General features: G+C 73.0%; 21 protein-coding genes. 7 read left to right on the top strand and 14 right to left on the bottom strand.

Features of this window, described 5'->3' with window-relative positions; genetic code table 11:
• Nucleotides 1–9 precede the first annotated feature (9 nt).
• The gene (locus ACFVQG_RS13140) at nt 10–1311 is read left to right on the top strand and encodes an ATP-grasp domain-containing protein (RefSeq protein ID WP_383380667.1); all 1302 of its coding nucleotides are present in this window, start codon (nt 10–12) and stop codon (nt 1309–1311) included.
• Entirely contained in the window at nt 1311–2612 is a 1302-nt protein-coding gene (locus ACFVQG_RS13135; protein ID WP_383380664.1) for an NAD(P)-binding domain-containing protein, read from the top strand. The genes ACFVQG_RS13140 and ACFVQG_RS13135 overlap by 1 nt, the downstream gene beginning before the upstream one ends.
• Before the next feature lie 66 nt (nt 2613–2678).
• Here ACFVQG_RS13135 and ACFVQG_RS13130 read toward each other — a convergent pair whose 3' ends face one another.
• The 3 genes from ACFVQG_RS13130 to rdlA all read right to left on the bottom strand — a co-directional run bounded on the left by ACFVQG_RS13130 (nt 2679) and on the right by rdlA (nt 4295).
• Complete coding sequence (locus ACFVQG_RS13130; RefSeq protein ID WP_383381719.1) at nt 2679–3278, bottom strand: chaplin; 600 nt, start codon at nt 3276–3278, stop codon at nt 2679–2681.
• Between the two features lie 134 nt (nt 3279–3412).
• A complete protein-coding gene (locus ACFVQG_RS13125) occupies nt 3413–3664 on the bottom strand; it encodes a chaplin (RefSeq protein ID WP_383380660.1) in 252 nt (83 codons plus the stop codon).
• 241 nt (nt 3665–3905) lie between these two features.
• Nucleotides 3906–4295: a rodlin RdlA gene (rdlA, locus tag ACFVQG_RS13120; protein ID WP_383380657.1), complete on the bottom strand. Its 390-nt coding sequence runs from the start codon at nt 4293–4295 to the stop codon at nt 3906–3908.
• A gap of 190 nt (nt 4296–4485) precedes the next feature.
• Between rdlA and ACFVQG_RS13115 the strand changes: the two genes are divergently transcribed.
• Nucleotides 4486–4878 carry a rodlin gene (locus tag ACFVQG_RS13115; RefSeq protein WP_383380654.1) on the top strand — a complete coding sequence of 131 codons (393 nt, stop codon included), beginning with the start codon at nt 4486–4488 and terminating at the stop codon, nt 4876–4878.
• Between the two features lie 84 nt (nt 4879–4962).
• On the opposite strand, the gene ACFVQG_RS13110 is transcribed toward ACFVQG_RS13115, so the two are convergent.
• From ACFVQG_RS13110 to iolC, 9 genes are all read right to left on the bottom strand, one after another.
• Complete coding sequence (locus ACFVQG_RS13110) at nt 4963–6885, bottom strand: AMP-dependent synthetase/ligase (RefSeq protein ID WP_383380651.1); 1923 nt, start codon at nt 6883–6885, stop codon at nt 4963–4965.
• Nucleotides 6886–6988: 103 nt separating this feature from the next.
• Nucleotides 6989–8635 carry a von Willebrand factor type A domain-containing protein gene (locus ACFVQG_RS13105; RefSeq protein WP_383380648.1) on the bottom strand — a complete coding sequence of 549 codons (1647 nt, stop codon included), beginning with the start codon at nt 8633–8635 and terminating at the stop codon, nt 6989–6991.
• Between the two features lie 146 nt (nt 8636–8781).
• On the bottom strand, nt 8782–9651 hold the full coding sequence (locus ACFVQG_RS13100; protein WP_383380644.1) for an ABC transporter permease: 870 nt from the start codon (nt 9649–9651) through the stop codon (nt 8782–8784).
• The gene (locus ACFVQG_RS13095) at nt 9648–12299 is read right to left on the bottom strand and encodes an alpha/beta fold hydrolase (protein ID WP_383380640.1); all 2652 of its coding nucleotides are present in this window, start codon (nt 12297–12299) and stop codon (nt 9648–9650) included. Before ACFVQG_RS13095 ends, ACFVQG_RS13100 begins: the two co-directional genes overlap by 4 nt.
• Nucleotides 12300–12427: 128 nt before the next feature.
• Nucleotides 12428–13930 (bottom strand): CoA-acylating methylmalonate-semialdehyde dehydrogenase, encoded by a 1503-nt coding sequence (gene mmsA, locus ACFVQG_RS13090; RefSeq protein ID WP_383380636.1) that lies wholly within the window; start codon nt 13928–13930, stop codon nt 12428–12430.
• Nucleotides 13931–13944: 14 nt separating this feature from the next.
• Complete coding sequence (gene iolD / locus ACFVQG_RS13085) at nt 13945–15828, bottom strand: 3D-(3,5/4)-trihydroxycyclohexane-1,2-dione acylhydrolase (decyclizing) (RefSeq protein WP_383380633.1); 1884 nt, start codon at nt 15826–15828, stop codon at nt 13945–13947.
• A complete protein-coding gene (iolB, locus tag ACFVQG_RS13080; protein ID WP_383380630.1) occupies nt 15825–16637 on the bottom strand; it encodes a 5-deoxy-glucuronate isomerase in 813 nt (270 codons plus the stop codon). The genes iolD and iolB overlap by 4 nt, the downstream gene beginning before the upstream one ends.
• 7 nt (nt 16638–16644) lie before the next feature.
• Entirely contained in the window at nt 16645–17535 is an 891-nt protein-coding gene (locus ACFVQG_RS13075) for a deoxyribose-phosphate aldolase (protein ID WP_383380627.1), read from the bottom strand.
• Complete coding sequence (gene iolC / locus ACFVQG_RS13070) at nt 17532–18482, bottom strand: 5-dehydro-2-deoxygluconokinase (RefSeq protein ID WP_383380624.1); 951 nt, start codon at nt 18480–18482, stop codon at nt 17532–17534. The genes ACFVQG_RS13075 and iolC overlap by 4 nt, the downstream gene beginning before the upstream one ends.
• 337 nt (nt 18483–18819) lie before the next feature.
• Between iolC and ACFVQG_RS13065 the strand changes: the two genes are divergently transcribed.
• Together ACFVQG_RS13065 and ACFVQG_RS13060 are read left to right on the top strand one after the other, a co-directional pair.
• Nucleotides 18820–19020, top strand: a complete 201-nt coding sequence (locus ACFVQG_RS13065; protein WP_383380621.1) for a helix-turn-helix transcriptional regulator — start codon at nt 18820–18822, stop codon at nt 19018–19020.
• 42 nt (nt 19021–19062) lie between these two features.
• The gene (locus ACFVQG_RS13060; protein WP_383380618.1) at nt 19063–19644 is read left to right on the top strand and encodes a GNAT family N-acetyltransferase; all 582 of its coding nucleotides are present in this window, start codon (nt 19063–19065) and stop codon (nt 19642–19644) included.
• Here ACFVQG_RS13060 and ACFVQG_RS13055 read toward each other — a convergent pair.
• Together ACFVQG_RS13055 and ACFVQG_RS13050 are read right to left on the bottom strand one after the other, a co-directional pair.
• A complete protein-coding gene (locus tag ACFVQG_RS13055; RefSeq protein WP_383380615.1) occupies nt 19625–20668 on the bottom strand; it encodes a zinc-dependent alcohol dehydrogenase family protein in 1044 nt (347 codons plus the stop codon). The genes ACFVQG_RS13060 and ACFVQG_RS13055 overlap by 20 nt on opposite strands.
• Before the next feature lie 104 nt (nt 20669–20772).
• A complete protein-coding gene (locus ACFVQG_RS13050; protein ID WP_383380612.1) occupies nt 20773–23016 on the bottom strand; it encodes an MMPL family transporter in 2244 nt (747 codons plus the stop codon).
• A gap of 164 nt (nt 23017–23180) precedes the next feature.
• Between ACFVQG_RS13050 and ACFVQG_RS13045 the strand changes: the two genes are divergently transcribed.
• The gene (locus ACFVQG_RS13045) at nt 23181–23864 is read left to right on the top strand and encodes a TetR/AcrR family transcriptional regulator (protein ID WP_383380610.1); all 684 of its coding nucleotides are present in this window, start codon (nt 23181–23183) and stop codon (nt 23862–23864) included.
• Nucleotides 23865–23952: 88 nt separating this feature from the next.
• Nucleotides 23953–24192: a heavy-metal-associated domain-containing protein gene (locus ACFVQG_RS13040; protein ID WP_383380607.1), complete on the top strand. Its 240-nt coding sequence runs from the start codon at nt 23953–23955 to the stop codon at nt 24190–24192.
• The last annotated feature ends 2 nt before the right edge of the window (nt 24193–24194 follow it).

Below are 24194 nucleotides of genomic sequence, written 5' to 3'. Positions count from 1 at the left end.
CGGAGGAACATGACCGTGTCGCTGTTCGACACCCGCGTCCCCGCCGTACTGCTGCGGATCGACCGGAACCCCTTCCACCACGGCACCCTCGGTGCCGTCCGCTCCCTCGGCCGGGCCGGGCTCGACGTGCACGTGGTCGCCGACTGCGCGGACAGCCCCGTGCGCGCGTCCCGCTACGTACGGCAGGTGCACGCGCCACCCCGGCCGGGCGCGGCGGCCGACGAGATCGCGCTGGCGCTGCGCCGGGTGGCCGCCCGGATCGCCCGGCCCGCGGTGCTGATCCCGATGGACGACGCGAGCGCGGTCGCGGTCGGGCGGCTGCGCGCGGAACTCGCCCCCGCCTATCTGCTGCCCACGCTGCCCGCCGCGCTGCCCGAACGCCTCGCCGACAAGGCCGAACTGGCCGCCGTGTGCACGGCGCTGGGCCTGCCGCACCCGCTCACCCTGGTGCCCGACAGCGCGGCCGGGGCCGCGGACGCGGTCTGGCGCCTCGGTCTGCCCATGGTGGCGAAGTGGAGCCGCCCCTGGCTGCTGCCCGCCGGGTCCGGGCTGCGCAGCACGACCCTGGTCCACTCCGCGCGACAGGCCCGCGAACTGTACGGGCGCACGCCGGACGCCGGGAGCGCGCTGCTGCTGCAGGAGTTCCTGCCGCCCGGCACCGGCCGCGACTGGTTCTGCCACGGGTACGCCGACCGCTCCGGGACGGTGCGCGGCGGCGGTCCGGGCCGCAAGCTGCGCTCCTGGCCACGCGGCGCGGGCCTGACGGCGGTCGGCGAGTGGACGCCGAACCGCGAGGTGCTCGCACTCACCACACGCCTCACCGCCGAGCTGGGCTTCCGGGGCGTCTTCGACCTCGACTTCCGCCGCTGCGGGCGCACCGGCCGCTATCACCTGCTCGACTTCAACCCGCGCCCCGGCGCCCAGTTCCGGCTGTTCAGCGACACCGCGGACCTGGACGTCGTACGCGCCCTGCACCTGGACCTGACCCACCGTCCGCTGCCCACCGGCAAGCCGCGTCCCGGGCGGACCTTCGTGGTGGAGAACTACGCGCCCCTCACCGCGCTCCGCCCGGCACCCGCCGGACGCGAACTGGCCTGGCACGCCGACGACGACCGCGGACCCGGCCGGGAGCTGTGGGGCCTGTGGTCGCGCCATGTCTCCCACCGCGTCCGCACCCGGCTGCACCGCCCCGCCCCCGCGGGCCCGGCCCGCGCCCAGCCCCGGGTGGTCCGCCAGGCCACCGCCCCGGCCGACGACACGGGGGACACCCCCGCGGCCCGGCCCACCGACGAGAAAGCGAGCAGCCTGTGATGTACGACCTGCTGGTGGTCGGCGCGGGCCCGTACGGTCTGTCCGTCGCCTCCCACGCCGCGGCGGCCGGGCTGTCCCTGCGGGTGCTGGGCCGCCCGATGGCGTCCTGGCGCGACCACATGCCCCGCGGCATGTTCCTGAAGTCGGAGCCCTGGGCGTCCAGCCTCGCCGACCCCGAGGGCCGCTGGCCGCTCGACGCCTTCACACCGGTGCGGCACGGCGAGCCGGTCCCGGTGGAGACGTTCGCCGAGTACGGCCTGTGGTTCGCCCGCAACGCCGTCCCCGACGTGGACGAACACACCGTGACCCGGCTCGCGCCCGGCCCCGGCGGCTTCGAGGCGGTCACCGACGACGGCCGCACCCTGCGCGCCCGGACCGTCGCCCTCGCGGTCGGCGTCATGCCGTTCACCGAGATCCCGGCCGCCCTGCGCGGTCTGCCCCCGGCGCTCGTCTCGCACAGCAGCGACCATGCCGACCTGGACCATCTGCGCGGCCGGGACGTCACCGTCGTCGGCGCCGGACAGGCCGCCCTGGAGACCGCCGCCCTGCTCACCGAACAGGGCACCCGGGTCCGCGTCCTGGCCCGCGCGCCACGGCTGCGCTGGAACGACGCGCCCCCGCCCCGGCGCCGCCCCTGGTGGCGCTCGGCCCGCGCCCCGCACACCGCCCTCGGCCGCGGCTGGCGCAACTGGTTCTACGCCGCGCACCCCGGCCTCTTCCACCGGCTGCCCGACCTCACCCGCACCCGGATCGCCGCCACCGCCCTCGGGCCCGCGGGCGCCTGGTGGGTACGGGACCGGGTCGAGCCGTCCGTCGAGATCCACCTCGGGCACCGCATCGCCGCGGCCCACCCGGTGCCGGGCGGGGTACGCCTGGAGGTGGTCCGGCACCGGGCCGGGGCGCGGGCGGCCGAGGCCGGGCCGGAGACGCTCCCGGGCTGGTCCGACCGGGCCCGGCCGCTGGAGACCGAGCACGTCGTCGCCGCCACCGGTTTCCGCGCCACCGCCGACCGGCTCACCCCGCTCACCGCCGACCTGCGCGGCACCCTGCTCACGCTGCCCGACGGGTCCCCGGCGGTCGGGCGTGACTTCGAGTCGTCGTATCCCGGGCTCTTTCTCGCCGGTCTGACGACGGCGAGCGCCTTCGGCCCGGCGATGCGCTTCGTGCACGGCGCCGCCTTCACGGCGCCCACGCTGGTACGGGGGGTGCGGCGGCGGCTGGCCACGGGGGCGGGCGTCGGGGCGATTCCGGCGCCGGGGCGTGGCGGGGGGTGGGTGGCGCGGGCGGAGGCGCGGGGATGAAGGGCGCCGCCCCGGGTGACGGTCGGTCGTCACCCGGGGCGGCGGGGTTGCTTCTCTCGCTGGTTGCTACCGGTTCGCGGCGGCCCGTCCCCTGCGGTACAGCACGACGCCGCCCGCGATCAGCGCGGCGCTCGCGGCCGAGGCGCCGATCAGGGCGCCACCGCCGGTCTCCGCCAGCGCCGGGGGTGCTTCGTGGTGCCCGCCGCCGGGCGGGGTGGCGGGCTGTTCCTCGGGGGCGGGTGGCCGCTCCTCCTCGACGGGCGGCTGTTCGGCCGCCGGAGGCGTGGACGGGGGCTGTTCCTCGGGGGCGGGGGGCCGCTCCTCCTCCGTGGGCGGCTTCTCCTCGCCGCCGGGCGTGGACGGGGGCGTGCTCGGATGGGGGGAGGGCGTGTCGCCGTAGCCCGGCGGCTCCTCGGGGGAGGAGCCGTACCCGTCGTCATCGTGGGTGTCCGAGGCGTTCGTGCAGGAGTTGCCGAAGGCCGGGTTCAGCCCGGCGACGATGTCGACGGTGTTGCCGCAGGCGTTGACCGGTACCTCCACCGGTGCCTGGACGGCGTTGCCCGAGGCGACGCCGGGCGAGTTCCGGGCGCCTCCGTCGGCCGTCGAGTCCGCGGCGGCGGTGCCGCACAGGGACAGAATTCCGGTCGCGGCAGCCGCCGCGACCATTCCCCTGCTCAGGGTCTGTCGCAATCTCGTGGTCTTCCTGGTGTGAAGAAATGGGACAGCCGGCCTCGGACGGATGAGAACCCTTGTCCGAGACCGGCCGGGGACGCAGCCGGACGAGCCGGTGCGTTACCCCGTCAGCCGTTGACGCACTTGTTCCCGAACGCCGGGTTCAGCGCCGCGACGATGCCGATGGAATTGCCGCACACGTTGATGGGCACGTGGACGGGCACCTGCACGACATTGCCGGAGAGGACACCCGGGGAACCGACAGCGGCGCCGTGGGCCTCCGCGTCGGCGAACGCCGGGGTCGCCGCGCCCAAAGCCATGATCGCGCCCGCGACAACAGCAGCGCACTTCTTCATGAGAATTCCCTTCTCTGCGGTCATGCCCCTATGACGGCCGAAACCGAGCGAGCGCAGCTTCACAGGCTCGCACCATGACCGGCAGGCTGTAGAAGGAGGGATAGACGGATGGCGGAACCGTGGAACGCGAGTCGTCCGGGAATTCACCCGAACGCAGCTCGCCACCACCCGTTTCTCCCATGGCATTCGGGTGGGCACCTCCGGAAAAGCCCGGGCGCCCTCCGCAACCACTGCGGCGGGCCACCCGGGCTGGACCGGGGCCGGGTCAGTCGCCGTTCGCCGACAGAACCGACAGGTCCTCCAGAATGTGCGACAGGGCGGCGTCGCGCTTGGCCTGGGTGGAGTTGTCGGTGCACTGCTGTGCCAGGTCGTCCGACAGGATCGGCACGTCCTGGATCGGCACCAGGTTGATGACCGCGACGTTGATGTCCTCAAGGCCGACGCACGGCTTGTTCAGCGACCCGTCGACCAGCGAGAGCTGCGGGCTCATGTCGCCCTTGGTCGCCGAGTTGCCGAACGCCGACTCGGCGCCGTTGCCGTTGGCCACGGCCGGGCCGGAGTCGTCGCCCACGGCAAGCGCGTGGGGAGCGGCCGCCACCGACATACCGATGACGGAAGCGGCGGCCGCCGCGGCGACCATTGCCTTCTTGAGCACTTCGCATTCCTTTCCTCGTAGCGACGCATGTCCTACGGCCTCATCAACACGGCGGAGAAGGATTGGTTGCGGCGGTTCACCCGGTTGGCCCGCATATCGGCCGACTGAGTGAACGGGAGAAACCCCACTGCACACGGACAGTTGACCAGAGAGCTCCGGTGGACGGGGTTTCCTCAGAAAGGACTGGCCAGTGATCAAGAAGGTTGTTGCCACCGCGGCGCTCGCCGCGTCCGTCATGGGCGCATCCGCTGTCACCGCTCCGCAGGCGATGGCGATCGGCGATGACAGCGGTCCGGCCTCCGCGAACGGCAATGGTGCCGCACAGTTCTACGGCAACTCGGCCACCTACGGGAACATGAGCCCGCAGATGGCGCTTATCCAGGGTTCCTTCAACAAGCCCTGCATTGCCGTCAGTGACATTCCCGTCAGCGTTGTCAACCTGATCCCGATCCAGGACGTGCCGATCCTGTCGGATGAAATGACCCAGCAGTGTGCCGAGAACTCCACGCAGTCCAAGCGCGACGGTGCGCTGGCGCATCTGCTGGAGGATGTCTCGATCCTGTCGTACAACGGCGAGGAGTGACACCTGCTTCCGTGGGTGTGGGCGGGGCCGCTGGAATCCTTCCGGTGGCCCCGCCCCCTTTTGGTCTTCGGGTGGCTTGGTTTCTCAGGTGCCGTAGAGGGCGTCGATCTCCTTCGTGAAGGTCTCTGTCACCGCGTTGCGTTTGATCTTCAGGGACGGGGTCAGCAGGCCGTTGTCCTCGGTGAACTCGCCGTCGAGGAGGGTGAAGGCGCGGATGGACTCGGCGCGGGACACCGCCTCGTTGGCGTAGTCGACGGCGCGCTGGACGTCGGCGCGGACGCGTTCGTCGCGGATGACCTCGGACAGGGGTGTGTCGGCGGGCAGCTTGCGGACCGCGAGCCAGTGCGCGACGGCCTCGGGGTCGAGGGTGATGAGCGCGGCGACGAAGGGGCGGTTGTCGCCGACGACGATGCACTGGCCGACGGGTGAGCGGCTGCGCAGCCGGTCCTCCAGGACGGCCGGGGAGACGTTCTTGCCGCCCGCGGTGACGAGAATGTCCTTCTTGCGGCCGGTGATGGTGAGGTAGCCGTCCCGGTCGAGGGCGCCGAGGTCGCCGGTGTGGAGCCAGCCGTCGGTGAGGGTGGCGTCGGCGGCCTCGGGGTCGTTCCAGTAGGCGCCGAAGACGATGCCGCCCTTGAGCAGCACCTCGCCGTCGTCGGCGATGCGCACGGCGGTGCCGGGCACCGGGAGGCCGACCGTGCCGGGGCGGGGCCGCAGGGGCGGGACGATGGTGGCGGCGGCGGTGGTCTCGGTGAGGCCGTAGCCCTCGTAGACGATGATCCCGGCGGCGTAGAAGAACAGGTTGAGGTTGCGGTCCAGGGGTGAGCCGCCGCTGATGGCGTAGCGCACCCGGCCGCCCAGTTCCTTGCGGACCCGGCGGTAGACCAGCAGGTCGTACAGGGCCCAGGCGGCGTAGAGGGCGGGGGCGGGGCCCTTGCCGGTGCCGAGGAACTTGTTCAGGTACGCCTCGCCGAAGCGGACGGCGACGCGGTCGGCGCGGTCGAAGGAGGCGCCGCGGCCCAGCTTCTCGGCGGTGGCGCGGCCGGTGTCGTGGATCTTCTCGAAGAGGTAGGGGACGCCGACCAGGAAGGTGGGGCGGAACTCCTTGAGGGCGGGCCGCAGTTCGGCCGGTTTGACGCTCGGGAAGTGGCCGGTCTCGATCCGGGCCAGCAGGCAGCCGATCTGCAGGGTGCGGCCGAGGATGTGGGCGAGCGGCAGGAAGAGCAGGGTGGAGGCCGTCTGCCGGGTGACCGCCTTGAAGACGGGGTGCAGGAGTTCGACGGTGTTCGCGGACTCGGCGTGCAGGTTGGCGTGGGTGAGGACGCAGCCCTTGGGGCGGCCGGTGGTGCCGGAGGTGTAGCAGATCGTGGCGACCGTGCCGGGGGTGAGGGCGCCACGGCGCTTGGTGACCTCCTCCTCGGCGATGTGCCGCCCGAGCTGGGTGAGGTCGTCCAGGGCACCCGCGTCCAGCTCCCAGACGCGGGGGCGCGCGGCGTGGTCGGCGGTGGCGGTGGTGACCGTGGCGGCGTTCTCGGCGGTCTCCGTGATGACGAAACGGGCGCCGGAGTCGCGGACGATCCACGCCACCTGGTCGGCGGAGGAGGTGGCGTAGACGGGAACGCTACGGCCGCCCGCGGCCCAGATCGCGAAGTCGAGGACCGTCCACTCGTAGCGGGTGCGCGACATCAGCGCGACCCGGCCGCCGGGTTCGAGTCCGGCCGCGATCAGGCCCTTGGCGACCGCGGTGACCTCCTGGGCGAAGGCCCGCGCGGTCACCGGCCGCCAGCGCCCGTCCGGGGTGCGGCGGCGCATCACCACGGCGTCGGGGGCCTCGGCGGCGTTGACGTACGGGATGTCGGCGATGCTGCCCGTCGCCAGGCGGGGTGCGAGCGGCGCGGCCCGCACCTCGCGCACGGTGCCGTCCTCGTCCCTGACCAGCTCGATGCCGGTGCGGTCCGACAGGCCGGAGTGCTGCTTGGCCCGCTTCAGATCCCTGCGTACGCCCATGGCGGCTCCCGGTCCGGCGAACGATGTTGTCGCGACAGTAACTTACTCGCAAGTAAGAACGAGTCAATGGGGCGGGCGCGGACGGTGGTGTGGTGGGCCCCGCTCAGGTCAGGGCGTCCGCCCGGCGGATGGCGTCGGCCAGCTGCCGTACCGCGCTGTCGCCCGTGTCGTGCGCCAGGTCCTCCGCCTCCTCGGTGAGTTCGGTGAGGGACGGGGCGCCCGGGAGGGAGCTGCTGCGGGTGCCCTCCGGCGTGGGGTGGCGCAGGGCGTCGGCGAAGTAGGCCGCGACCGCGGTGACGCGGAAGCTCGGGGAGGCGGTGGCGCGGGAGTCGTCGACGGCGGCGGTCTCCAGCTGGGCGGACTCCTCGTGCGGGGTACGGCTGTCGGGGTCGAGCCAGCGGACGGTGGCCGTCGCGAGGTGGCCGGAGGCGCCGGGCCGGGTCCGCACGGCGTACAGCGCGGTGACCGTGTGGCCGGGGCCGATCTCGCCGCCGTCGACGGCGTCGTCCCGGAAGTCCTCGTCGGCGACCTGCCGGTTGTCGTAGCCGACCAGGGCGAACTCGGCGACCGTCTCGGGGTCGAAGGCGACCTGCGCCTTGGCGTCGCGGGCGGTGAGGTCGACGTTGCGCGGGAGCTGCTCGGAGAACACCTCGTAGGCGTCGTCGGTGTCGGAGACGTAGACCGTGTGGCCGTCGCCGCGGTCGGCGAGGCGTTCCATCAGGGCGTCGCCGTAGTCGCTGCCGACGCCCACGCCGAACAGGGTGATGCCGTGCTCGCGGCGGTGCTCCGCGATGCGTTCGAGGATGGTGTCGGGGTCGGTGTCGCCGGTGTTGGCGAGCGCGTCGGAGACCACGACGACCCGGTTGGTGGCGCCCTCGCGCAGGCCCTCCACGGCGGTCTCGTAGCCGGTCTCGACGCCCGCGCCGAGGTTGGTGGAGGACTCGGTCCGCAGGCCGTCGATGGCGTCGTGGATCTCGTCGCGGTTGCCGTCGAGCCCGGTCATCGGCAGGACGGTCTCCGCCTCGTCGCTGAAGGTGACCAGCGCCACCGAGTCGTCGTCGCGCAGCCGGTCCGTCATCACGCCGAGCGACTTCTTGGCGAGGTCGAGGCGGCCGGGCTCGGCCATGGAGCCGGAGATGTCGAGGACGAAGGTGAGGGCGGCGGGCGGGCGTTCGCTCTCCTCCCCGGCCGGGCGGGTGGCGAGCCCGACCCGGACCAGGGACCAGTCGTCCGAGCGGGTGCGGGCGCCGTCGACGGTGACCGAGAAGCCGTCGCCGTCGGGGCGTTCGTAGTCCTGCCGGAAGCTGTTGACGAACTCCTCGGGGCGCACCGTCGAGGGGTCGGGCAACCGGCCGTCGGCGAGGGTGCGGCGGGCGTAGCCGTAGGAGGCGGTGTCCACGTCCAGGGCGAAGGTGGAGAGGTAGTCGGGCGCGGGGGCGATGTCGCGGGAGTCCTGCTCGCCCTCCGTGCCGTCCTGCGTGTCGTGGTCCTGGCCGTAGCCGGGTGCGGGCTGGGCTTTGCCGTCCTCGAGGGAGTCGCGGGCGCCCTTCCCGTCGGGCGCGTAGCTCTGGTCCCCGACCTCGCCGCTACAGCCGGTGAGGAGCAGGCCGCCCGCCAGTGCCAGCGCGGTCAGCGTGGCCCGCAGCCGCCGCGCGCACCGCCGCCGGTCGCCGCTCGGCGGCGGGTGCTCCCGCAGGTCGTCGCCCGTCGTCGGGGCGGGCTGCCGGTCGGCGGGTGCGGTGGTGTTCATACGGGGCTCCCCTGTGCGCGTCGGCGTCGGTTTCTGTGACTGTGACGGCGCGGGGAGTCCGAAGGTGCGGGACGGGGCGTTGCGGAAGGGTCTCGATGCGGGCACGGGGGCGGGGTGTCGAGACCGGTGGGTGATCCTCCGGTGACCTAGGAGACCACGTCCTTGCGGGCGAAACCGCGGAAGGCCAGCGCGAACAGCACCAGGGCGTACGTTATGGAAATCGCGGTGCCCTGGATCATGCCGGACCACTCGGGGTGGGGCTGGACGGCGTCCGCCCAGGCGAACTGCCAGTGGGCGGGCAGGAAGTGGCGCCAGTCGCCGAGGGCGGTCACGGCGTCGAGGACGTTGCCGACGATGGTCAGGCCGACCGCGCCGCCGACCGCGCCGAGGGGCGCGTCCGTCCTGGTCGACAGCCAGAACGCCAGCCCGGCGGTGACCAGTTGGGAGACGAAGATGAACGCCACCACGATCACCAGCCGCCCGGCCGCCGTGCCCGCGTCCAGCGTGCCGCCGGTGGGGATCTCGAGCGGGCCCCAGCCGTAGGCCACCGTGCCGACGCCGACCGCCACCACCGGCAGCAGCACCATCGCGGCCAGGCTCAGGCCGAGCCCGACGACCAGCTTGGACCACAGCAGGCGGGCGCGCGGCACGGGTGCCGCCAGCAGGTAGCGCAGGGACGACCAGCTCGCCTCCGAGGCGACCGTGTCCCCGCAGAACAGGGCGACGGGGATGACCAGCAGGAAGCCCGCGGAGACGAAGAGGTTGACGGCGGCGAAGTTGGCGCCGGACGCGGTGGCCGTGTCCATCAGGGTGATGCCCTCGCCGCGGCCCTCCGGATCGCCGCCGATGGCGAACGCGGCGACGAGCACGAACGGCAGCACGGCGAGGATCGCGAACATGACCTGGGTGCGGCGGCGCTTGAGCTGGCGGATCAGCTCCACGCGCAGCGGCAGGGTGCGGCCCGCCCGGTAACCGGACGCCACATCGGTGTGCTTGGTCAGCGTCCCGGCGCTCATGCGGAACCTCCGATCAGGGTGAGGAAGACGTCCTCGAGGCGGCGGTGCGGGCCCACCGACGCGACGGGCACCTCCAGGCGGACCAGTTCCGCCACCAGCCGGGCGGGGGTGCCGTCGGCGCCGAGGTGGACCAGGAGCCCGTCGTCCGCGCGGACGGCCGAGGTGACGCCGGGCAGCGCGGCGATCTTCTCGACGACGGGTTCCTCCACGGGCGTGGCGGTGCCGACGAGCAGGGTGTCTCCGGAGCCGATGATCTCCCCGACCGGGCCCGCCTGCACGAGCCTGCCCCGGTCCATCACCACGAGATGCGTGCAGGACTGCTCGACCTCCGCGAGGAGGTGGCTGGAGACGATGACCGTGCGGCCCGCCGCGGCGTACCGGATCATCACCTCGCGCATCTCGCGGATCTGGGGCGGGTCGAGGCCGTTGGTCGGTTCGTCGAGGATCAGCAGGTCGGGAAGGCCCAGCATGGCCTGGGCGATGGCCAGGCGCTGGCGCATGCCCTGCGAGTAGGTGCGCACCGCGCGGGCTAGCGCGTCGCCGAGACCGGCGATCTCCAACGCCTCGTCGAGGTGGGCGTCCGCGGGCGGGCGGCCGGTGGCCCGCCAGTACAGCTCCAGGTTCTCCCGGCCGGACAGGTGCGGCAGGAAGCCCGCGCCCTCGACGAAGGCGCCGACGCGGGAGAGGACGGGCGCGCCCGGGCGGATGGCGTGTCCGAAGACGCGGATCTCGCCGTCGTCCGGCCGGATCAGGCCCATCAGCATGCGCAGGGTGGTGGTCTTGCCCGCGCCGTTCGGGCCGAGCAGGCCGAGGACCTGGCCCTTCTCGACGCGGAAGGAGACGTCCCGGACCGCGTACCGGTCCGCCGACCTGGCGTACCGCTTGCTCAGGCCGGTGATCTGGAGCGGCACTTCGGCGAGGGCGGGGTCCGGGGCGGGCGTGGTGGTGCGGCGTCGGCCGCTGAGCAGCAGGGCCGCGGCGAGGACGGCGGCGGTGAGCGGCAGCCACCACACCCACGCGGGCAGCGGCGCGGCGGCCGTCGTCACGCCGGGGGCGGTGGGCACCTCCAGATCGCCCTGCAGGGAGGCCTGGTACGTCGCCGGGGCGGCCGGGGAGGCGTAGCCGAGGTCGGTGGCGGAGAGGACCAGGCGCAGGCGGTGGCCCTTCTGCACCTCGTGGTCGATGGCGGGGAGGGTCAGGGTGACGTCCTGGCCCGCCTTGGCGTCCTCGACCCGCACCGGGGTCACCAGCTGGGAGGGCAGCACCTGCTGGGTGCCGTCCGGGCCGACGTCGTACACCTTGGCGAAGAGCACGGCGTCGTCGCTGGTGGACTCGATGTGGACGGTCGCCTTCGGGGAGCCGGTGATGCGCAGGTCGCTGCCGAGCGGCGCCGACTCGAAGCGGGCGAACTGGCCGGGGAAGTCGAGGGACACGCCGACGCCGAGGGACGACAGCCGGGACAGGCCGCCCGCGGCGCCGCCGATGCCGGGCAGCGCGGAGACGGCGGGCGGGGCGGCGCCGGGCGGGTTGTCGAAGCTCTGTTCGCGGCCGGTGAGCGGGATCGCGCGGCGTCCGCTGTCGAGGCCGGGGTAGCTGTCGGCGCTGGCACCCCGCAACAGGGCGGCGCCGTCGGTGGAGTCGATGCCTCCGGTGCGGGTGACGCGGAAGGCGGGGCCGGTGTCGGCGCCCTTGTCGCCCTTGAGGTGGCGGTCGAACCAGGACGTCACCCGGGCGCGGACGCGGTCCGTCTCCGGGTCGCCGCCGTCGTGCCCGCCCGCGATCCAGTCGACGTCGACGGGGGCGCCGTTGGCGCGGATCGCCTGGGCGGCGGCGTCGGCCTGGCCGAGCGGGAAGAGGGAGTCGGACTGGCCCTGCACCAGCAGGGTGGGGACGTCGATGCGGTCGGCCACGGCGGACGGCGAGCGCCGCTCGAGCAGTTCGCGGGCCTCGGCGTCGGGGGTGCCGGACTCGGCGACCCGCTCGTACATCGCGCACAGCCGCGCCTCGAACGCGTCGCAGCCGCCGCCGGAGTTGACGAAGATCCCCGCCCACAGCTTCTTGAAGACGCCGTTCGGGAAGAGCGCGTCGGCGAGGTTCCAGTAGGTGACGGCCGGGGCGATGGCGTCCACCCGGTCGTCGTACCCGGCGGCCAGCAGGGAGATCGCGCCGCCGTAGGAGGCGCCCGTGACGCCCACGCGCGGGTCACCGTCCTGGTCGAGCCGCACCTCGGGCCGCTCGGCCAGCCAGTCGATGAGCCGGGAGACGTCGGCGACCTCGCCCTCGGGGTCGTTCAGCCCGATCTCGCCGGTGGAGCGGCCGAAGCCGCGGGCCGACCAGGTCAGGACCGCGTACCCGTCCCCAGCCAGCTCCTCCGCCTGTTCGCGGACGTCGTCCTTGCTGCCGCCGAAGCCGTGCCCCAGCAGCACGGCGGGGCGGCGTCCGGAGTCGGCCGAGGTGAAGTACGAGGTGTCGACGCGCACTCCGTCACCCACGTCGAGCACCCGGTCGGCGCGGCGCACCGCGGGCGTGTCGTCGGAGGCGACGGCCGTCCACGTACCGGCACCGGCGAGGACGGCCACGGCGGCCACGGCGGCGAAAAGCCTCCGTGGCCCGCGGGGGCCTCGCAGTCCGGGCAGTCGAAGATCCATGCGTCAACGGTACGGGCCGCCACCGACAACCGATGCAGTCCCCGGTCGGAGGCCCCTGACCTCCCACGGGCGTACGGCGCCGTGGGCGTGTACCGCGCTCGCGGTACACGCCCACGGGTTTCGCCCGGTCAGTGGTTGCGCGGGAAGCCCAGGTCCACGCCCGCGGGGGCGTCGGCCGGGTCGGGCCAGCGGGTGGTGACGACCTTGCCGCGGGTGTAGAAGTGCGTGCCGTCGTTGCCGTAGATGTGGTGGTCGCCGAAGAGGGAGTCCTTCCAGCCACCGAAGGAGTGGTAGCCGACGGGGACCGGGATCGGCACGTTCACGCCGACCATGCCCGCCTCGATCTCCAGCTGGAAGCGGCGGGCGGCGCCGCCGTCCCGGGTGAAGATCGCGGTGCCGTTGCCGAAGGGGGAGGCGTTGATGAGGGCCACGCCGTCGTCGTACGTCTCCGCGCGCAGGACGCACAGCACCGGGCCGAAGATCTCGTCCTGGTAGGCCTTGGCGGTGGTCGGCACCTTGTCGAGGAGGGAGATGCCGATCCAGTGGCCGTCCTCGTGGCCGTCGACGGTGTAGCCGGTGCCGTCCAGGACGACCTCGCAGCCCTCGGCCGCCGCGCCCGTGACATAGGAGGCCACCTTGTCGCGGTGGGCGGCGGTGATCAGCGGGCCCATCTCGGAGGCGGGGTCGCTGCCGGGGCCGATCTTGATCTTCTCGGCGCGCTCGCGGATCTTCTCCACCAGCTCGTCGCCGATCGCGCCGACGGCCACGACCGCGGAGATCGCCATGCAGCGCTCGCCCGCCGAGCCGTAGGCGGCGGAGACGGCCGCGTCGGCCGCGGCGTCGAGGTCGGCGTCGGGCAGGACCAGCATGTGGTTCTTGGCGCCGCCGAGGGCCTGCACGCGCTTGCCGCCCGCGGAGGCGGTGGTGTGGATGTAGCGGGCGATCGGGGTGGAGCCGACGAAGGAGACGGCCTTGACGTCGGGGTGTTCCAGGAGCCGGTCGACGGCCACCTTGTCGCCGTGCACGACGTTGAAGACGCCGTCCGGGAGGCCCGCCTCCGCGAGGAGTTCGGCGAGCTTCAGGGACGCCGACGGGTCCTTCTCGCTGGGCTTGAGGACGAAGGTGTTGCCGCAGGCGATGGCCAGCGGGAACATCCACATCGGCACCATCGCCGGGAAGTTGAACGGCGTGATGCCCGCGACGACGCCCAGCGGCTGGCGGATCGCGGCCACGTCGACGCGGCTGGCGACCTGCGTCGACAGCTCGCCCTTGAGCTGCACGCTGATCCCGCACGCCAGGTCGACGATCTCCAGGCCGCGCGCCACCTCGCCGAGGGCGTCGGAGTGCACCTTGCCGTGCTCGGCGGTGATCAGCTCGGCGATCTCGTCGCGGTGGTCGTCCAGCAGCGCCCGGAACCTGAACAGGATCGAGGTGCGCTGGGCCAGCGAGGACTGGCCCCAGGTGGCGTAGGCGTCCTTGGCGGCGGCGACCGCGGCGTCCACCTCCTCGACCGAGGCGAAGGCGACCTTCGTGGTGACCTGGCCGGTGGCCGGGTCGGTGACCGGGCCGTAGGTGCCCGACGTGCCGTCGACGGTCTTGCCGCCGATCCAGTGGTTGACGATCTTCGTCATGACCGGTTGCTCCTTCACAGATGGCGGCGTCGGGTGGAGACGTGCCGTTCGTACAGCTCACGTGCCTTGACCGCGGACGGCCTGGTCGCGGTCTCGGCCACGGGTACATCCCACCAGGCCTGCGCCGGGGGCGCGCCCGACACTGTGTCTGCCGTTTCGGTCTCGACGTAGACACATGTGGGGGTGTCGGCCGCCCGCGCCTCGGCGAGCGCGGCGCGCAGGTCGCGCACGGTCCGGGCGCGCAGCACCCGCATGCCGAGGCTGGCGGCGTTGGCGGCGAGGTCGACGGGGAGCGGGGCGCCCGTGTAGGTGCCGTCGTCGGCCGGGTAGCGGTAGGCGGTGCCGAACCGCTCGCCGCCGACCGACTCGGAGAGGCCGCCGATGGAGGCGTACCCGTGGTTCTGCACCAGCAGGACCTTGATCGCGACGCCCTCCTGTACGGCGGTGACGATCTCCGTCGGCATCATGAGGTAGGTGCCGTCGCCGACCAGCGCCCACACCGGGCGGTCGGGCGCGGCGAGCTTCACGCCGATGGCGGCGGGGATCTCGTAGCCCATGCAGGAGTAGCCGTACTCCAGGTGGTACTGGTCGCGGGACCGGGTGCGCCAGAGCTTGTGCAGGTCGCCGGGGAGGGAACCGGCCGCGTTGATGAGGATGTCCGTCTCGTCGACGAGGGCGTCCAGGGCGCCGAGGACCTGCGGCTGGGTGGGGCGCCGTACGTCGGGCTCGTCGGCCTCGTAGCAGGCGTCGACGCGCTGTTCCCAGCGCTCCTTGTCCTCGGTGTACTCGGTGACGTACGCGTCGGGGACCCGGTGGCCGTGCAGCCGGAGCGCGTCGGTGAGTTCGGTCAGGCCGCTGCGGGCGTCGGCGACCAGGGGCAGGCCCGACAGCTTGTGGCCGTCGAAGGGCGCGATGTTGAGGTTGAGGAAGCGGACGCCGGGCGTGGCGAACAGGGTGCCGGAGGCGGTGGTGAAGTCGGTCCAGCGGGTGCCGACACCGATCACCAGGTCCGCGGTGCGGGCGAGTTCGTCGGCGGCGGCGGTGCCGGTGTGGCCGATGCCGCCGACGTCCTGGGGGTGGTCGTAGGTCAGGGAGCCCTTGCCCGCCTGGGTGGCGGCGACCGGGATGCCGGTGGCCGCGGCGAGTTCGGCGAGGGCTTCCTCGGCGCGGCTGTGGTGGACGCCGCCGCCCGCGACGATCAGGGGGCGGCTCGCGGCGCGGATCGCGGTGACCGCCTCGGCCAGCTCGGTGGGGTCGGCGCCCGGCCGCCTGATCACCCAGGTGCGGTCGGCGAAGAAGTCGTCCGGCCAGTCGTACGCCTCGGCCTGGACGTCCTGCGGGAGGGCGAGGGTGACGGCGCCGGTCTCCACCGGGTCGGTGAGGACGCGCATGGCCTGGAGGGCTGCTGGAATCAGGGCCTCCGGCCGGTTGACGCGGTCGAAGTACCTCGACACCGGGCGCAGGCAGTCGTTGACCGACACGTCGCCCGCGTACGGCACCTCCAGTTGCTGGAGCACCGGGTCGGCGGGGCGGGCGGCGAAGGTGTCGCCGGGCAGCAGCAGGACGGGGAGGTGGTTGATCGTCGCGAGCGCGGCGCCGGTGACCAGGTTGGTGGCGCCCGGGCCGATGGAGGTGGTCACCGCGTGCGTGGACAGGCGGTTCGACTGGCGGGCGTAGCCGACGGCCGCGTGCACCATGGCCTGTTCGTTGCGGCCCTGGTGGTACGGCATCACGTCGCCGTACTCGACGAGCGCCTGGCCGATCCCGGCGACGTTGCCATGGCCGAAGATGCCCCAGGTCGCGCCGATCAGCCGCTGTCGCACCCCGTCGCGTTCGGTGTACTGGGCGGACAGGAAGCGGACGAGCGCCTGCGCGACCGTGAGCCTGGTCGTCGTCATCGGTACCCCTCTGTGTGGTCCGGGTGGAAACAGATCCGCCACTCCCGGTTCTCCCCCGGACCGGCCATGACGTTCAGGTAGTACATGTCGTGGCCGGGCTGGGCGATCGACGGGCCGTGCCAGCCGTCGGGGACCAGGACGGCGTCGCCGGAGCGGACCTCCGCGAGGACGTCCGAGCCGCCCTCACGGGAGGGGAATACGCGCTGGTACCCGAACCCGTTCGGACCGTCGATCTCGAAGTAGTAGATCTCCTCCAGCGCGGACTCCCGCCCGGGCCGGTGCTCGTCGTGCTTGTGCGGCGGGTACGACGACCAGTTGCCGCCCGGAGTGATCACCTCCACGGCGATGAGCTTGTCGCACGCGAAGGCGTCGGCGGAGGCGAAGTTGCGGACGTGGCGGGTGCACGTGCCGCTGCCGCGCACCTCCACGGGAACCTCCGACGCGGGGCCGCGGCGAGCGGGGAGTCGTCGCTCGCACTTCGCTCCTGCCAGGGCGAACCGGCCTCCCGCGTCGGAGGCGATCTGGACCTGGGCGTCACGGGGCACGTACGCGAAGTCGGTTGCCGACGCGAAGACGTCCTCCCTGCCCAGGAGGGGGAACACCTCGTCATTTACGTGCACCGTACAGCCGCCGTTCAGGGGCAGCACGATCCACTCGCTGTCCCCGGCGGCGAAGGTGTGCGTGCCGCCCGGTGCCAGCTCCACGACCCGCAGGGCGCTGTATCCCCACCCGGCGCGTTCGGGGTCGATGTCCAGCGCGTACTCCGCGTGGGCGGCGGCACCGTCCGGGATGTGCAACTCCTCGCTCATACGGCCCTCACAGCAGTCCTACGGCGGTGTCCACGGCGGCGGCCACGTCGCCGTCCGCCGGATACAGCAGCGACCTGCCCACCACCAGCCCGCGCACGGTGGGCAGTTGGAGCGCGCCACGCCATTTCTCGTACGCGCCCGCCTGGTCGTCCGGGTGGTCCCCGACGTCGCCGCCGAGGAGGACGGCGGGCAGGGTCGAGGTCTCCATCACCCGGGCCATGTCGTCCGGGTTCTCGGTGACCGGGACCTTCAGCCAGGTGTAGGCCGAGCTGCCGCCGAGCCCGGAGGCGATGGCGATGGACCGGGTGACGGCGTCGGCGGACAGGTCGTTGCGCAGCCGCCCCCGCTCGTCGCGGCGGGAGATGAACGGCTCCACGAAGACCGGCAGCCCGCGCGCCGCCATCGCGTCGACCGCGCGGGCGGTGGACTCCAGGGTGGTCAGGGAGCCGCGGTCGCTGTAGTCGATGCGCAGCAGCAGCTTGCCCGCGTCGAAGCCGAGGCGCTCGATGTCCTCGGGGCGGTGGCCGGTGAAGCGGTCGTCGAGTTCGAAGGCGGCGCCCTGGAGGCCGCCGCGGTTCATCGAGCCCATCACCACCTTGCGGTCGAGGGCGCCGAGCAGCAGCAGGTCGTCGAGGATGTCGGCGGTGGCGAGGACGCCGTCCACACCGGGCCGGGAGAGCGCCAGGCAGAGGCGTTCGAGCAGGTCGGCGCGGTTGGCCATGGCGAGCTTGCGGTCGCCGACGCCGAGCGAGCCGCGGGCCGGGTGGTCGGCGGCGACGATCATCAGCCGTCCGCTGTCGCCGAGCAGCGGGCGGCGTCGGCGGCGGGCGGCGGCCTCGGCGATCGCCTCCGGGTGGCGGGTGCGGATCCGGACCAGGTGCGTGACGTCGACGGTCATCGGACCGCTCCCGCGGCGAGCGCGGCCTCGACCTCGTCCGGGGTGGGCATCGCGGAGGAGCACTCCAGGCGGGAGGCCACGATGGCTCCGGCGGCGTTGGCGTGCCGCATGGTCTTCTCCAGGTTCCAGCCGCCCAGCAGGCCGTGGCACAGGGAGCCGCCGAAGGCGTCTCCGGCGCCCAGGCCGTTGAGGACGGTCACGGGCAGGGGCGGGACCTCGGCGGACTCGCCGTCGGCGCGGACGGCCAGCACACCCTTCGGGCCCTGCTTGACCACGGCCAGTTCCACTCCGGCGGCCAGCAGGGCGCGGGCGGCGGCGTGCGGGTCGCGCAGGCCGGTGGCGATCTCCACCTCGTCGAGGTTGCCGACGGCGACGGTGGTGTGGCGCAGGGCCTCGGCGTAGAAGGGACGGGCGGTGTCGGGGTCCGTCCAGAACACGGGCCGCCAGTCGAGGTCGAAGACGGTCGTGCCCGCCTTCGCCCGGTGCGCGAGCGCCGCGAGGGTGGCGGTGCGGCTGGGCTCCTCGCTCAGACCGGTGCCGGTGACCCAGAAGACGCCCGCCTCGCGGATGGCGTCCAGGTCGAGGTCATGGGCGTCGATCTCCAGGTCCGGGGCCTTCGGCTGCCGGTAGAAGTACAGGGGGAAGTCGTCCGGCGGGAACACCTCGCAGAAGGTCACCGGCGTCGGCAGTCCCACGACCGGGGTGACCCAGCGGTCGTCGACGCCGAAGCCGCGCAGCGCCTCGTGGAGGTAGGTGCCGAACGGGTCGTCGCCGGTGCGGGTGATCACCGCCGTACGGCGGCCCAGGCGCGCGGCGGCGACCGCGACGTTCGTCGCCGAACCGCCGAGGAACTTGCCGAAGGACGTCACGCGCGGGAGCGGAACGCCCGTCTGCAACGGGTACAGGTCCACCCCGATCCGCCCCATCGTGATCAGGTCGTACGCCATCGAGTCCCCTTCGCGATGCCCTGCACGGTGCCTACGCGCCTTGCGGCGGCTCTCCCCGGTTTCTAGCTCCGGGTGGGCAGCCCTGTCAATATTTTGTCCGGACATTCTGACGAGATAGGGCCGCTGCCCGGGTGCCCGCTTCCGGGGGCGATGTCAACGCGCCCCGCCCAGGGACCGGCGTACGCCTTTGCGGCATGTCTGTCACAAACACCACCTCCGTGTCACACATGTCGCATGTACGCGGGTCCCCCGTCACACCCGTCCCACAGCCCCCGCTTGTCGTCACTCTGTGTCGTTGACCGGACACAGACTTGCCGAAAACAGGGAGGTGCGACCCATGACCGACCGAAGGCTCTGGTCCTACAAGGAGATCGCGGCGCACATCCGGGTGCAGCCCGACACCGTGCGCTCCTACCGCAAGCACGGTCTGCTGCCCCCACCGGACCATGTGGAAGGCGGCAAGCCCTACTGGTACGCCGACACCGTCCGCGCCTGGGTCGCCGCCAGGCCGGGCAACCGGAGCCGCCGACAGGACTGAATTCGGTTGCCCGGGCGCCGGTGGACGTCGGAGGATCCGCGGATGAGCTTCCCCAGCGTCACGGACTTCTCCGTGAAACCCGTCCTCACCGGCGAGAAGACCGTGCTGCGGCCCTTCACCGCGGACGACGCCGAGGTGATGTGGGAGATCATCGGCGACCCGGAGGTCGCCCACTTCACCGGCACCCCGCCCGCCGCGCTCACCCCGGAGCGGGTGCGCTCCTGGTACGCCACCCGCGCCGACCAGCCCGACCGCCTCGACCTCGCCGTCACCGACCGGGCCACCGGCGAACTCGTCGGCGAGGTCGTCCTGCACGAGTGGGAGGCGCAGGCCCGCGGCTGCACCTTCCGCACCCTCCTCGGCCCGCGCGGCCGGGGCCGCGGCCTCGGCACCGAGGCGACCCGGCTGATCGTCGGCTACGGCTTCGAGCGACTCGGTCTGCACCGCATCCAACTGGACGCCTACGCCCACAACCACCGGGCCCTGCGCGTCTACGAGAAGACCGGGTTCGTGGTGGAGGGCGTGCGGCGCGAGGTGGAGCTGCGGGACGGGGCGTGGGTGGACGAGGTGGTGATGGGACTGCTGGACCGGGAGTGGGCGGCGCTCAGCTCCAGGGCTCTATGACCGTCACGCCCGCGCCCGGCGCCGTGCCCAGCGCGGCCAGGGCCTCCGGGGCCGCGTCCAGGCCTATCGCCGAGGTGACCAGCAGGTCGGGGCGGAGGGTGCCGGAGCGGACGAGGTCCAGCAGGGGCGGGTAGGTGTGCGCCGCCATGCCGTGGCTGCCGAGGATCTCCAGCTCCAGGGCGACCGCGCGGGCCATCGGCACGGGGGTGGTGCCGTCGGCCGAGGGCAGCAGGCCGACCTGGAGGTGGCGCCCGCGACGGCGCAGGCCGTTCACGGAGGCGGCGCAGGTGGCGGGCGAGCCGAGGGCGTCAAGGGAGAGATGGGCGCCGCCGCCGGTCAGCTCCCGGACCGCCCGCGCGGTGTCCTCGGTGCGGGCGGCGTCCACGGTGTGCGCCGCGCCGAACTTCCGTGCCAGGTCCAGGGCCCGGGGTGACACGTCGACGGCGACCACGCGGGCGCCCGCCGCCGCGGCGATCATCACCGCCGACAGTCCCACTCCCCCACAGCCGTGCACCGCCACCCACTCCCCCGCGGCCACCCGACCCTGCTGCACCACCGCACGGAAGGCGGTGGCGAACCGGCAGCCCAGCGAGGCCGCCGTGGCGAAGGACAGCCCCTCGGGGACGGCGACGAGGTTCACGTCCGCGTGGTCCAGCGCGACGTACTGGGCGAAGGAGCCCCAGTGGGTGAAGCCGGGCTGGGTCTGGCGTTCGCACACCTGCTGGTCGCCCGCGGCGCAGGACGGGCAGCCGCCGCAGGCGCACACGAACGGCACGGTGACCCGGTCGCCCGGCCGCCACCCGGTGACCCGGTCGCCGACCGCCTCGACGACACCGGCGAGTTCATGGCCGGGGACGTGCGGCAGCGTGATGTCCGGGTCGTGGCCCTGCCAGCCGTGCCAGTCGCTGCGGCACAGGCCGGTGGCCTCGACCCGCACCACCACGCCGTGCCCCACGGGCCGCGGGTCCGGCACCTCCCGCACCTCGGCAGGTTCCCCGAACCGCTCGAACACCACAGCTCGCATGCGCCGTCCTCTTCCCTTCGCCCGTACATCCGCCGCCGGTACGTCCGCTCGCCGGTACGTCCGCCTCGCGTGGACATCCGCCTCGCGTGGACGTCCGCGAAACGCTAGCCCCGCGTCGCCACCTTGTCCTCCTCCCGTCGTTGCTCCCGCTCCTGCCCGTCCGGAACGGTGGCCGCCGTCGTCTCCCCCTCGCTCAGTCCGAACCGCGCGTGGAAGCGCCGCAGCGGGGCCGGGGCCCACCAGGTGGCGCGGCCCGTCAGCCGCATGACCGCCGGGACCAGCAGGCTGCGCACCACCATGGCGTCCATCAGCACGGCCAGCGCGATCCCCAGGCCGAGCATCTTGGTGTTGGCGACGCGGGAGGTGCCGATGGCGACCATCACCACCGCCAGGATGACGGCCGCCGCGGTGATCAGGCCGCCGGTGCGCTGGAGTCCGTGCCGTACGGCCTGCTGGTGGTCGCCGGTGTGGTCGTACTCCTCCTTGATGCGGGACAGCAGGAACACGCCGTAGTCCATGGAGAGGCCGAAGGCGACGCAGAACATCAGGACGGGCAGGGTCGTCTCTATGGAACCGGTGCTGGTGAAGTCGAGCAGGCCGGAGAGATGGCCGTCCTGGAAGACCCACACCACGGCGCCGAACATGGCGGTCAGGCTGAGGGCGTTGAGCAGCACCGCCTGGATCGGTATCAGGACGCTGCCGGTGAGCAGGAAGACCAGGATGAGGGTGACGACGGTGATGAACAGCGCCGCCCAGGGGAGTTGCTCCCCGATCGCGTCCTTGGAGTCGACCAGGACCGCCGCCGTGCCCGTGACGGAGGTGTCGAAGGGGGCGTCCAGGGCGCGGATGTCGCCCACCAGGCGCTGGGCCGGTTCGTCGACGGCCTCGCCCTTCGGCTGCACCGTGAAGTACGCCGAGTCGCCCTGGACCAGCGGGCCGTCCACGCGGAGCACCTCCGGCAGGTCGGCGACGCGGTCCTTGTAGGCCGCGTACTGGGCCTCGGTCGCACGGCCCTCGGCGAGGATCTCCAGACCGCCGCCGGGGCTGCCGGGGAAGCCGTCGCGGATGTACTGCTGGACGACATGCGACTCGGCGTCGGTGGGGAGCTGGCGGTCGTCCGCGGTGCCGAACTTCACGCCCAGGAAGGGCAGCCCGAGCAGCACCAGGACCGCGGTGGTGCCCAGGGCGAAGAAGGGGGCCCTGCGCATCACCAGGCCCGCCGCGCGGCCCCAGCCCCTGCCTTCCTCCGCGCCCTTCGCCCGGTCACCGCCGCGCCGGAACAGGCGGCGCAGGTCGAGGGAGTTCACCCGGTGCCCGAGCAGCACCAGGGCCGCCGGGAGCAGGATCAGCGCGGCTGCCGCGGCCAGCAGGACGACGGCGATACCGGCGTAGGCGAAGGACCGCAGGAAGTACTGCGGGAAAAGCAGCATCGCCGCCAGGGAGACCGCGACCGTGAGGGCGGAGAAGAGGACGGTGCGGCCCGCGGTGCGCAGGGTGGTGCCCACCGCCGCCAAGGGGTCCGCGCCGGTGGCCAGTTCCTCGCGGAAGCGGCGGACGATGAACAGGGCGTAGTCGATGGCGAGGCCCAGTCCCAGGGCGGTGGTGAGGTTCAGCGCGAAGACCGAGACATCGGTGAACTCGGTGAGGCCGCGCAGTACGGCGTTGGTGCCGAGGATCGCCACGATGCCGACGGCGAGCGGCAGCAGGGCGGCGATCGCGCTGCCGAAGACCATCACCAGCAGCACCAGGGTCACCGGCAGGGCGATCATCTCGGCCCGCACCAGGTCTTCCTGGATGATCGTCTGCATCTCGTGCCGCACGGCGACGATGCCGCCGATCCGCACCTCCACCGGGCCCTGACCGCCCTGGAAGCGGGGTGCGACGCGGTCCAGGGTCTCGCCCGCGGTGGTCTCGTCGCCGGTGATACGGGCGGCGATCAGCGCCTGGCTGCCGTCCTGGGAGCGCAGGGCGGGTGAGCGGGACTGCCAGTAGGAGCCGACGCCGGTGATGCCCTCCTCGGCCGCCAGGCGGTCGGTGAGGCGCTCGGCCTGCGCGGCCACGGCCGGGTCGTCCACCGAGGCCCGGCCCGCGTCGACGAGGAGCAGCAGATTGGGCTGGGAGCCGGGGAACTCGCGCTCCAGGGCCTCGGTGGCGTACGTCGACTCCGCGGCCGGGTCCTCCCAGCCGCCGCTGCCCAGCCGGTCGGCGACGCCGCCGCCCGCCAGCACGGCGAGCAGGGTCACCAGCAGCGCCGCGAGCAGCGACAGCCGCGGGCGGGCGGTCACGAAGCGGGTCCAGCCCCCGACCCTGGGCCGGTCGGCCCTGGGTGGACTTTTGACTTCGGTCATCCTGCGGTGTCCCCTTCACCGTGGCCCATCTGCCCGCGTACGGGCAGGCAGCATGGGAGTGCCATTGCCATAGACTGGCAAACACGAGAACTCGCTCGCGTTTCTCCAGAATGCGAGCGGTCGCTCGTGTTTGTCAATCGCGTCCGGAGAGCTGGGGATAACGCGTGTCCGAGGAGCGACCAGAGAACGGGACGAACGGGGCGAACGACTCGGCGGACGAGGCACAGGACAAGCCGCGCCGCCGTCAGGCGCGCGGCGAGCGGCGGATCGCGCAGTTGCTGGAGGCCGCCGCCAACGTCTTCTGCACGACCGGCTACACCGCCGCCAGCACCAACGCCATCGCCCGCGAGGCGGGTGTCTCGCCGGGCACGCTGTACCAGTTCTTCCCGAACAAGGAAGCGATCGCGGTGGAGCTGGGCGGCCGTCTGATGCACCAGATGCGCGAGACCTACGGCGAGGCGCTCGCCCCGGTCGACGACGCGACCCCGCTGGAGGTGGCCGTGGCGGGGGCCGTGGACCGGTTCATCACCTTCAACTGCGAGCACCCGGTGTTCTTCGCGCTGATGCACGGCCCCGACATCCCGGGCCGGATCGCCGAGCAGCACGACGCCCTGCACACCAACCTGCTCAGCCGGATAGAGGCACTGCTCGCCTCACTCCTGCCGGACACCTCCCCGGCCGACATCACCCGCGTCGCCCATGTCTGCCTCGGCATCTACAAGGCGGGCCTGGAGCTGGTCCTCGCCCACGAGGGCGCCGAGCGCGACGCGTACATCCAGGAGCTGAAGAACGCCGTGATCCGCTACCTGGCCCCGATGGCGGCGGAGCGCACCGCGGCAGCCCTTTGAGAAGTACCCCCAGGGGGTATAGTGTGGTGAACGTGGCCCCTCCTCCGGGGTCACGTCAGACCCACACGCCTCGACGAGGAGTAACGACATGACCGCCCAGACCGACACCCAGGGTTCCGTCACCGCCGTCTACAAGGTGAGCGGGATGAGCTGCGGCCACTGCGAGGGCGCCATCTCCGGCGAGCTGTCCGAGCTGCCCGGCGTCAGCTCCGTACAGGCCGTCGCCGCCTCCGGCGAGGTCACCGTCGTCTCCGCCGCCCCGCTGGACGAGGAGGCCGTGCGCGCCGCCGTCGACGAGGCGGGCTACGAGCTGGTCGGCAAGGCCTGACC

This window comes from Streptomyces sp. NPDC057877, from assembly GCF_042796855.1.
Lineage (GTDB): Bacteria > Actinomycetota > Actinomycetes > Streptomycetales > Streptomycetaceae > Streptomyces.
This window is presented reverse-complemented; position numbering and strand designations above follow the sequence as displayed.

What these genes read in the sequence shown, in the direction of transcription:
- ACFVQG_RS13125 (WP_383380660.1), bottom strand. Translation starts at nt 3,664, where the DNA reads ATGACCGCAGAGAAGGGAATTCTCATGAAGAAGTGCGCTGCTGTTGTC.
- ACFVQG_RS13075 (WP_383380627.1), bottom strand. Translation starts at nt 17,535, where the DNA reads ATGACCGTCGACGTCACGCACCTGGTCCGGATCCGCACCCGCCACCCG.
- ACFVQG_RS13130 (WP_383381719.1), bottom strand. Translation starts at nt 3,278, where the DNA reads ATGGTCGCGGCGGCTGCCGCGACCGGAATTCTGTCCCTGTGCGGCACC.
- mmsA (WP_383380636.1), bottom strand. Translation starts at nt 13,930, where the DNA reads ATGACGAAGATCGTCAACCACTGGATCGGCGGCAAGACCGTCGACGGC.
- ACFVQG_RS13055 (WP_383380615.1), bottom strand. Translation starts at nt 20,668, where the DNA reads ATGCGAGCTGTGGTGTTCGAGCGGTTCGGGGAACCTGCCGAGGTGCGG.
- ACFVQG_RS13100 (WP_383380644.1), bottom strand. Translation starts at nt 9,651, where the DNA reads ATGAGCGCCGGGACGCTGACCAAGCACACCGATGTGGCGTCCGGTTAC.
- ACFVQG_RS13060 (WP_383380618.1), top strand. Translation starts at nt 19,063, where the DNA reads ATGAGCTTCCCCAGCGTCACGGACTTCTCCGTGAAACCCGTCCTCACC.
- iolB (WP_383380630.1), bottom strand. Translation starts at nt 16,637, where the DNA reads ATGAGCGAGGAGTTGCACATCCCGGACGGTGCCGCCGCCCACGCGGAG.
- iolD (WP_383380633.1), bottom strand. Translation starts at nt 15,828, where the DNA reads ATGACGACGACCAGGCTCACGGTCGCGCAGGCGCTCGTCCGCTTCCTG.
- ACFVQG_RS13105 (WP_383380648.1), bottom strand. Translation starts at nt 8,635, where the DNA reads ATGAACACCACCGCACCCGCCGACCGGCAGCCCGCCCCGACGACGGGC.
- ACFVQG_RS13040 (WP_383380607.1), top strand. Translation starts at nt 23,953, where the DNA reads ATGACCGCCCAGACCGACACCCAGGGTTCCGTCACCGCCGTCTACAAG.
- ACFVQG_RS13135 (WP_383380664.1), top strand. Translation starts at nt 1,311, where the DNA reads ATGTACGACCTGCTGGTGGTCGGCGCGGGCCCGTACGGTCTGTCCGTC.
- iolC (WP_383380624.1), bottom strand. Translation starts at nt 18,482, where the DNA reads ATGGCGTACGACCTGATCACGATGGGGCGGATCGGGGTGGACCTGTAC.
- ACFVQG_RS13140 (WP_383380667.1), top strand. Translation starts at nt 10, where the DNA reads ATGACCGTGTCGCTGTTCGACACCCGCGTCCCCGCCGTACTGCTGCGG.
- ACFVQG_RS13065 (WP_383380621.1), top strand. Translation starts at nt 18,820, where the DNA reads ATGACCGACCGAAGGCTCTGGTCCTACAAGGAGATCGCGGCGCACATC.
- ACFVQG_RS13110 (WP_383380651.1), bottom strand. Translation starts at nt 6,885, where the DNA reads ATGGGCGTACGCAGGGATCTGAAGCGGGCCAAGCAGCACTCCGGCCTG.
- ACFVQG_RS13050 (WP_383380612.1), bottom strand. Translation starts at nt 23,016, where the DNA reads ATGACCGAAGTCAAAAGTCCACCCAGGGCCGACCGGCCCAGGGTCGGG.
- ACFVQG_RS13095 (WP_383380640.1), bottom strand. Translation starts at nt 12,299, where the DNA reads ATGGATCTTCGACTGCCCGGACTGCGAGGCCCCCGCGGGCCACGGAGG.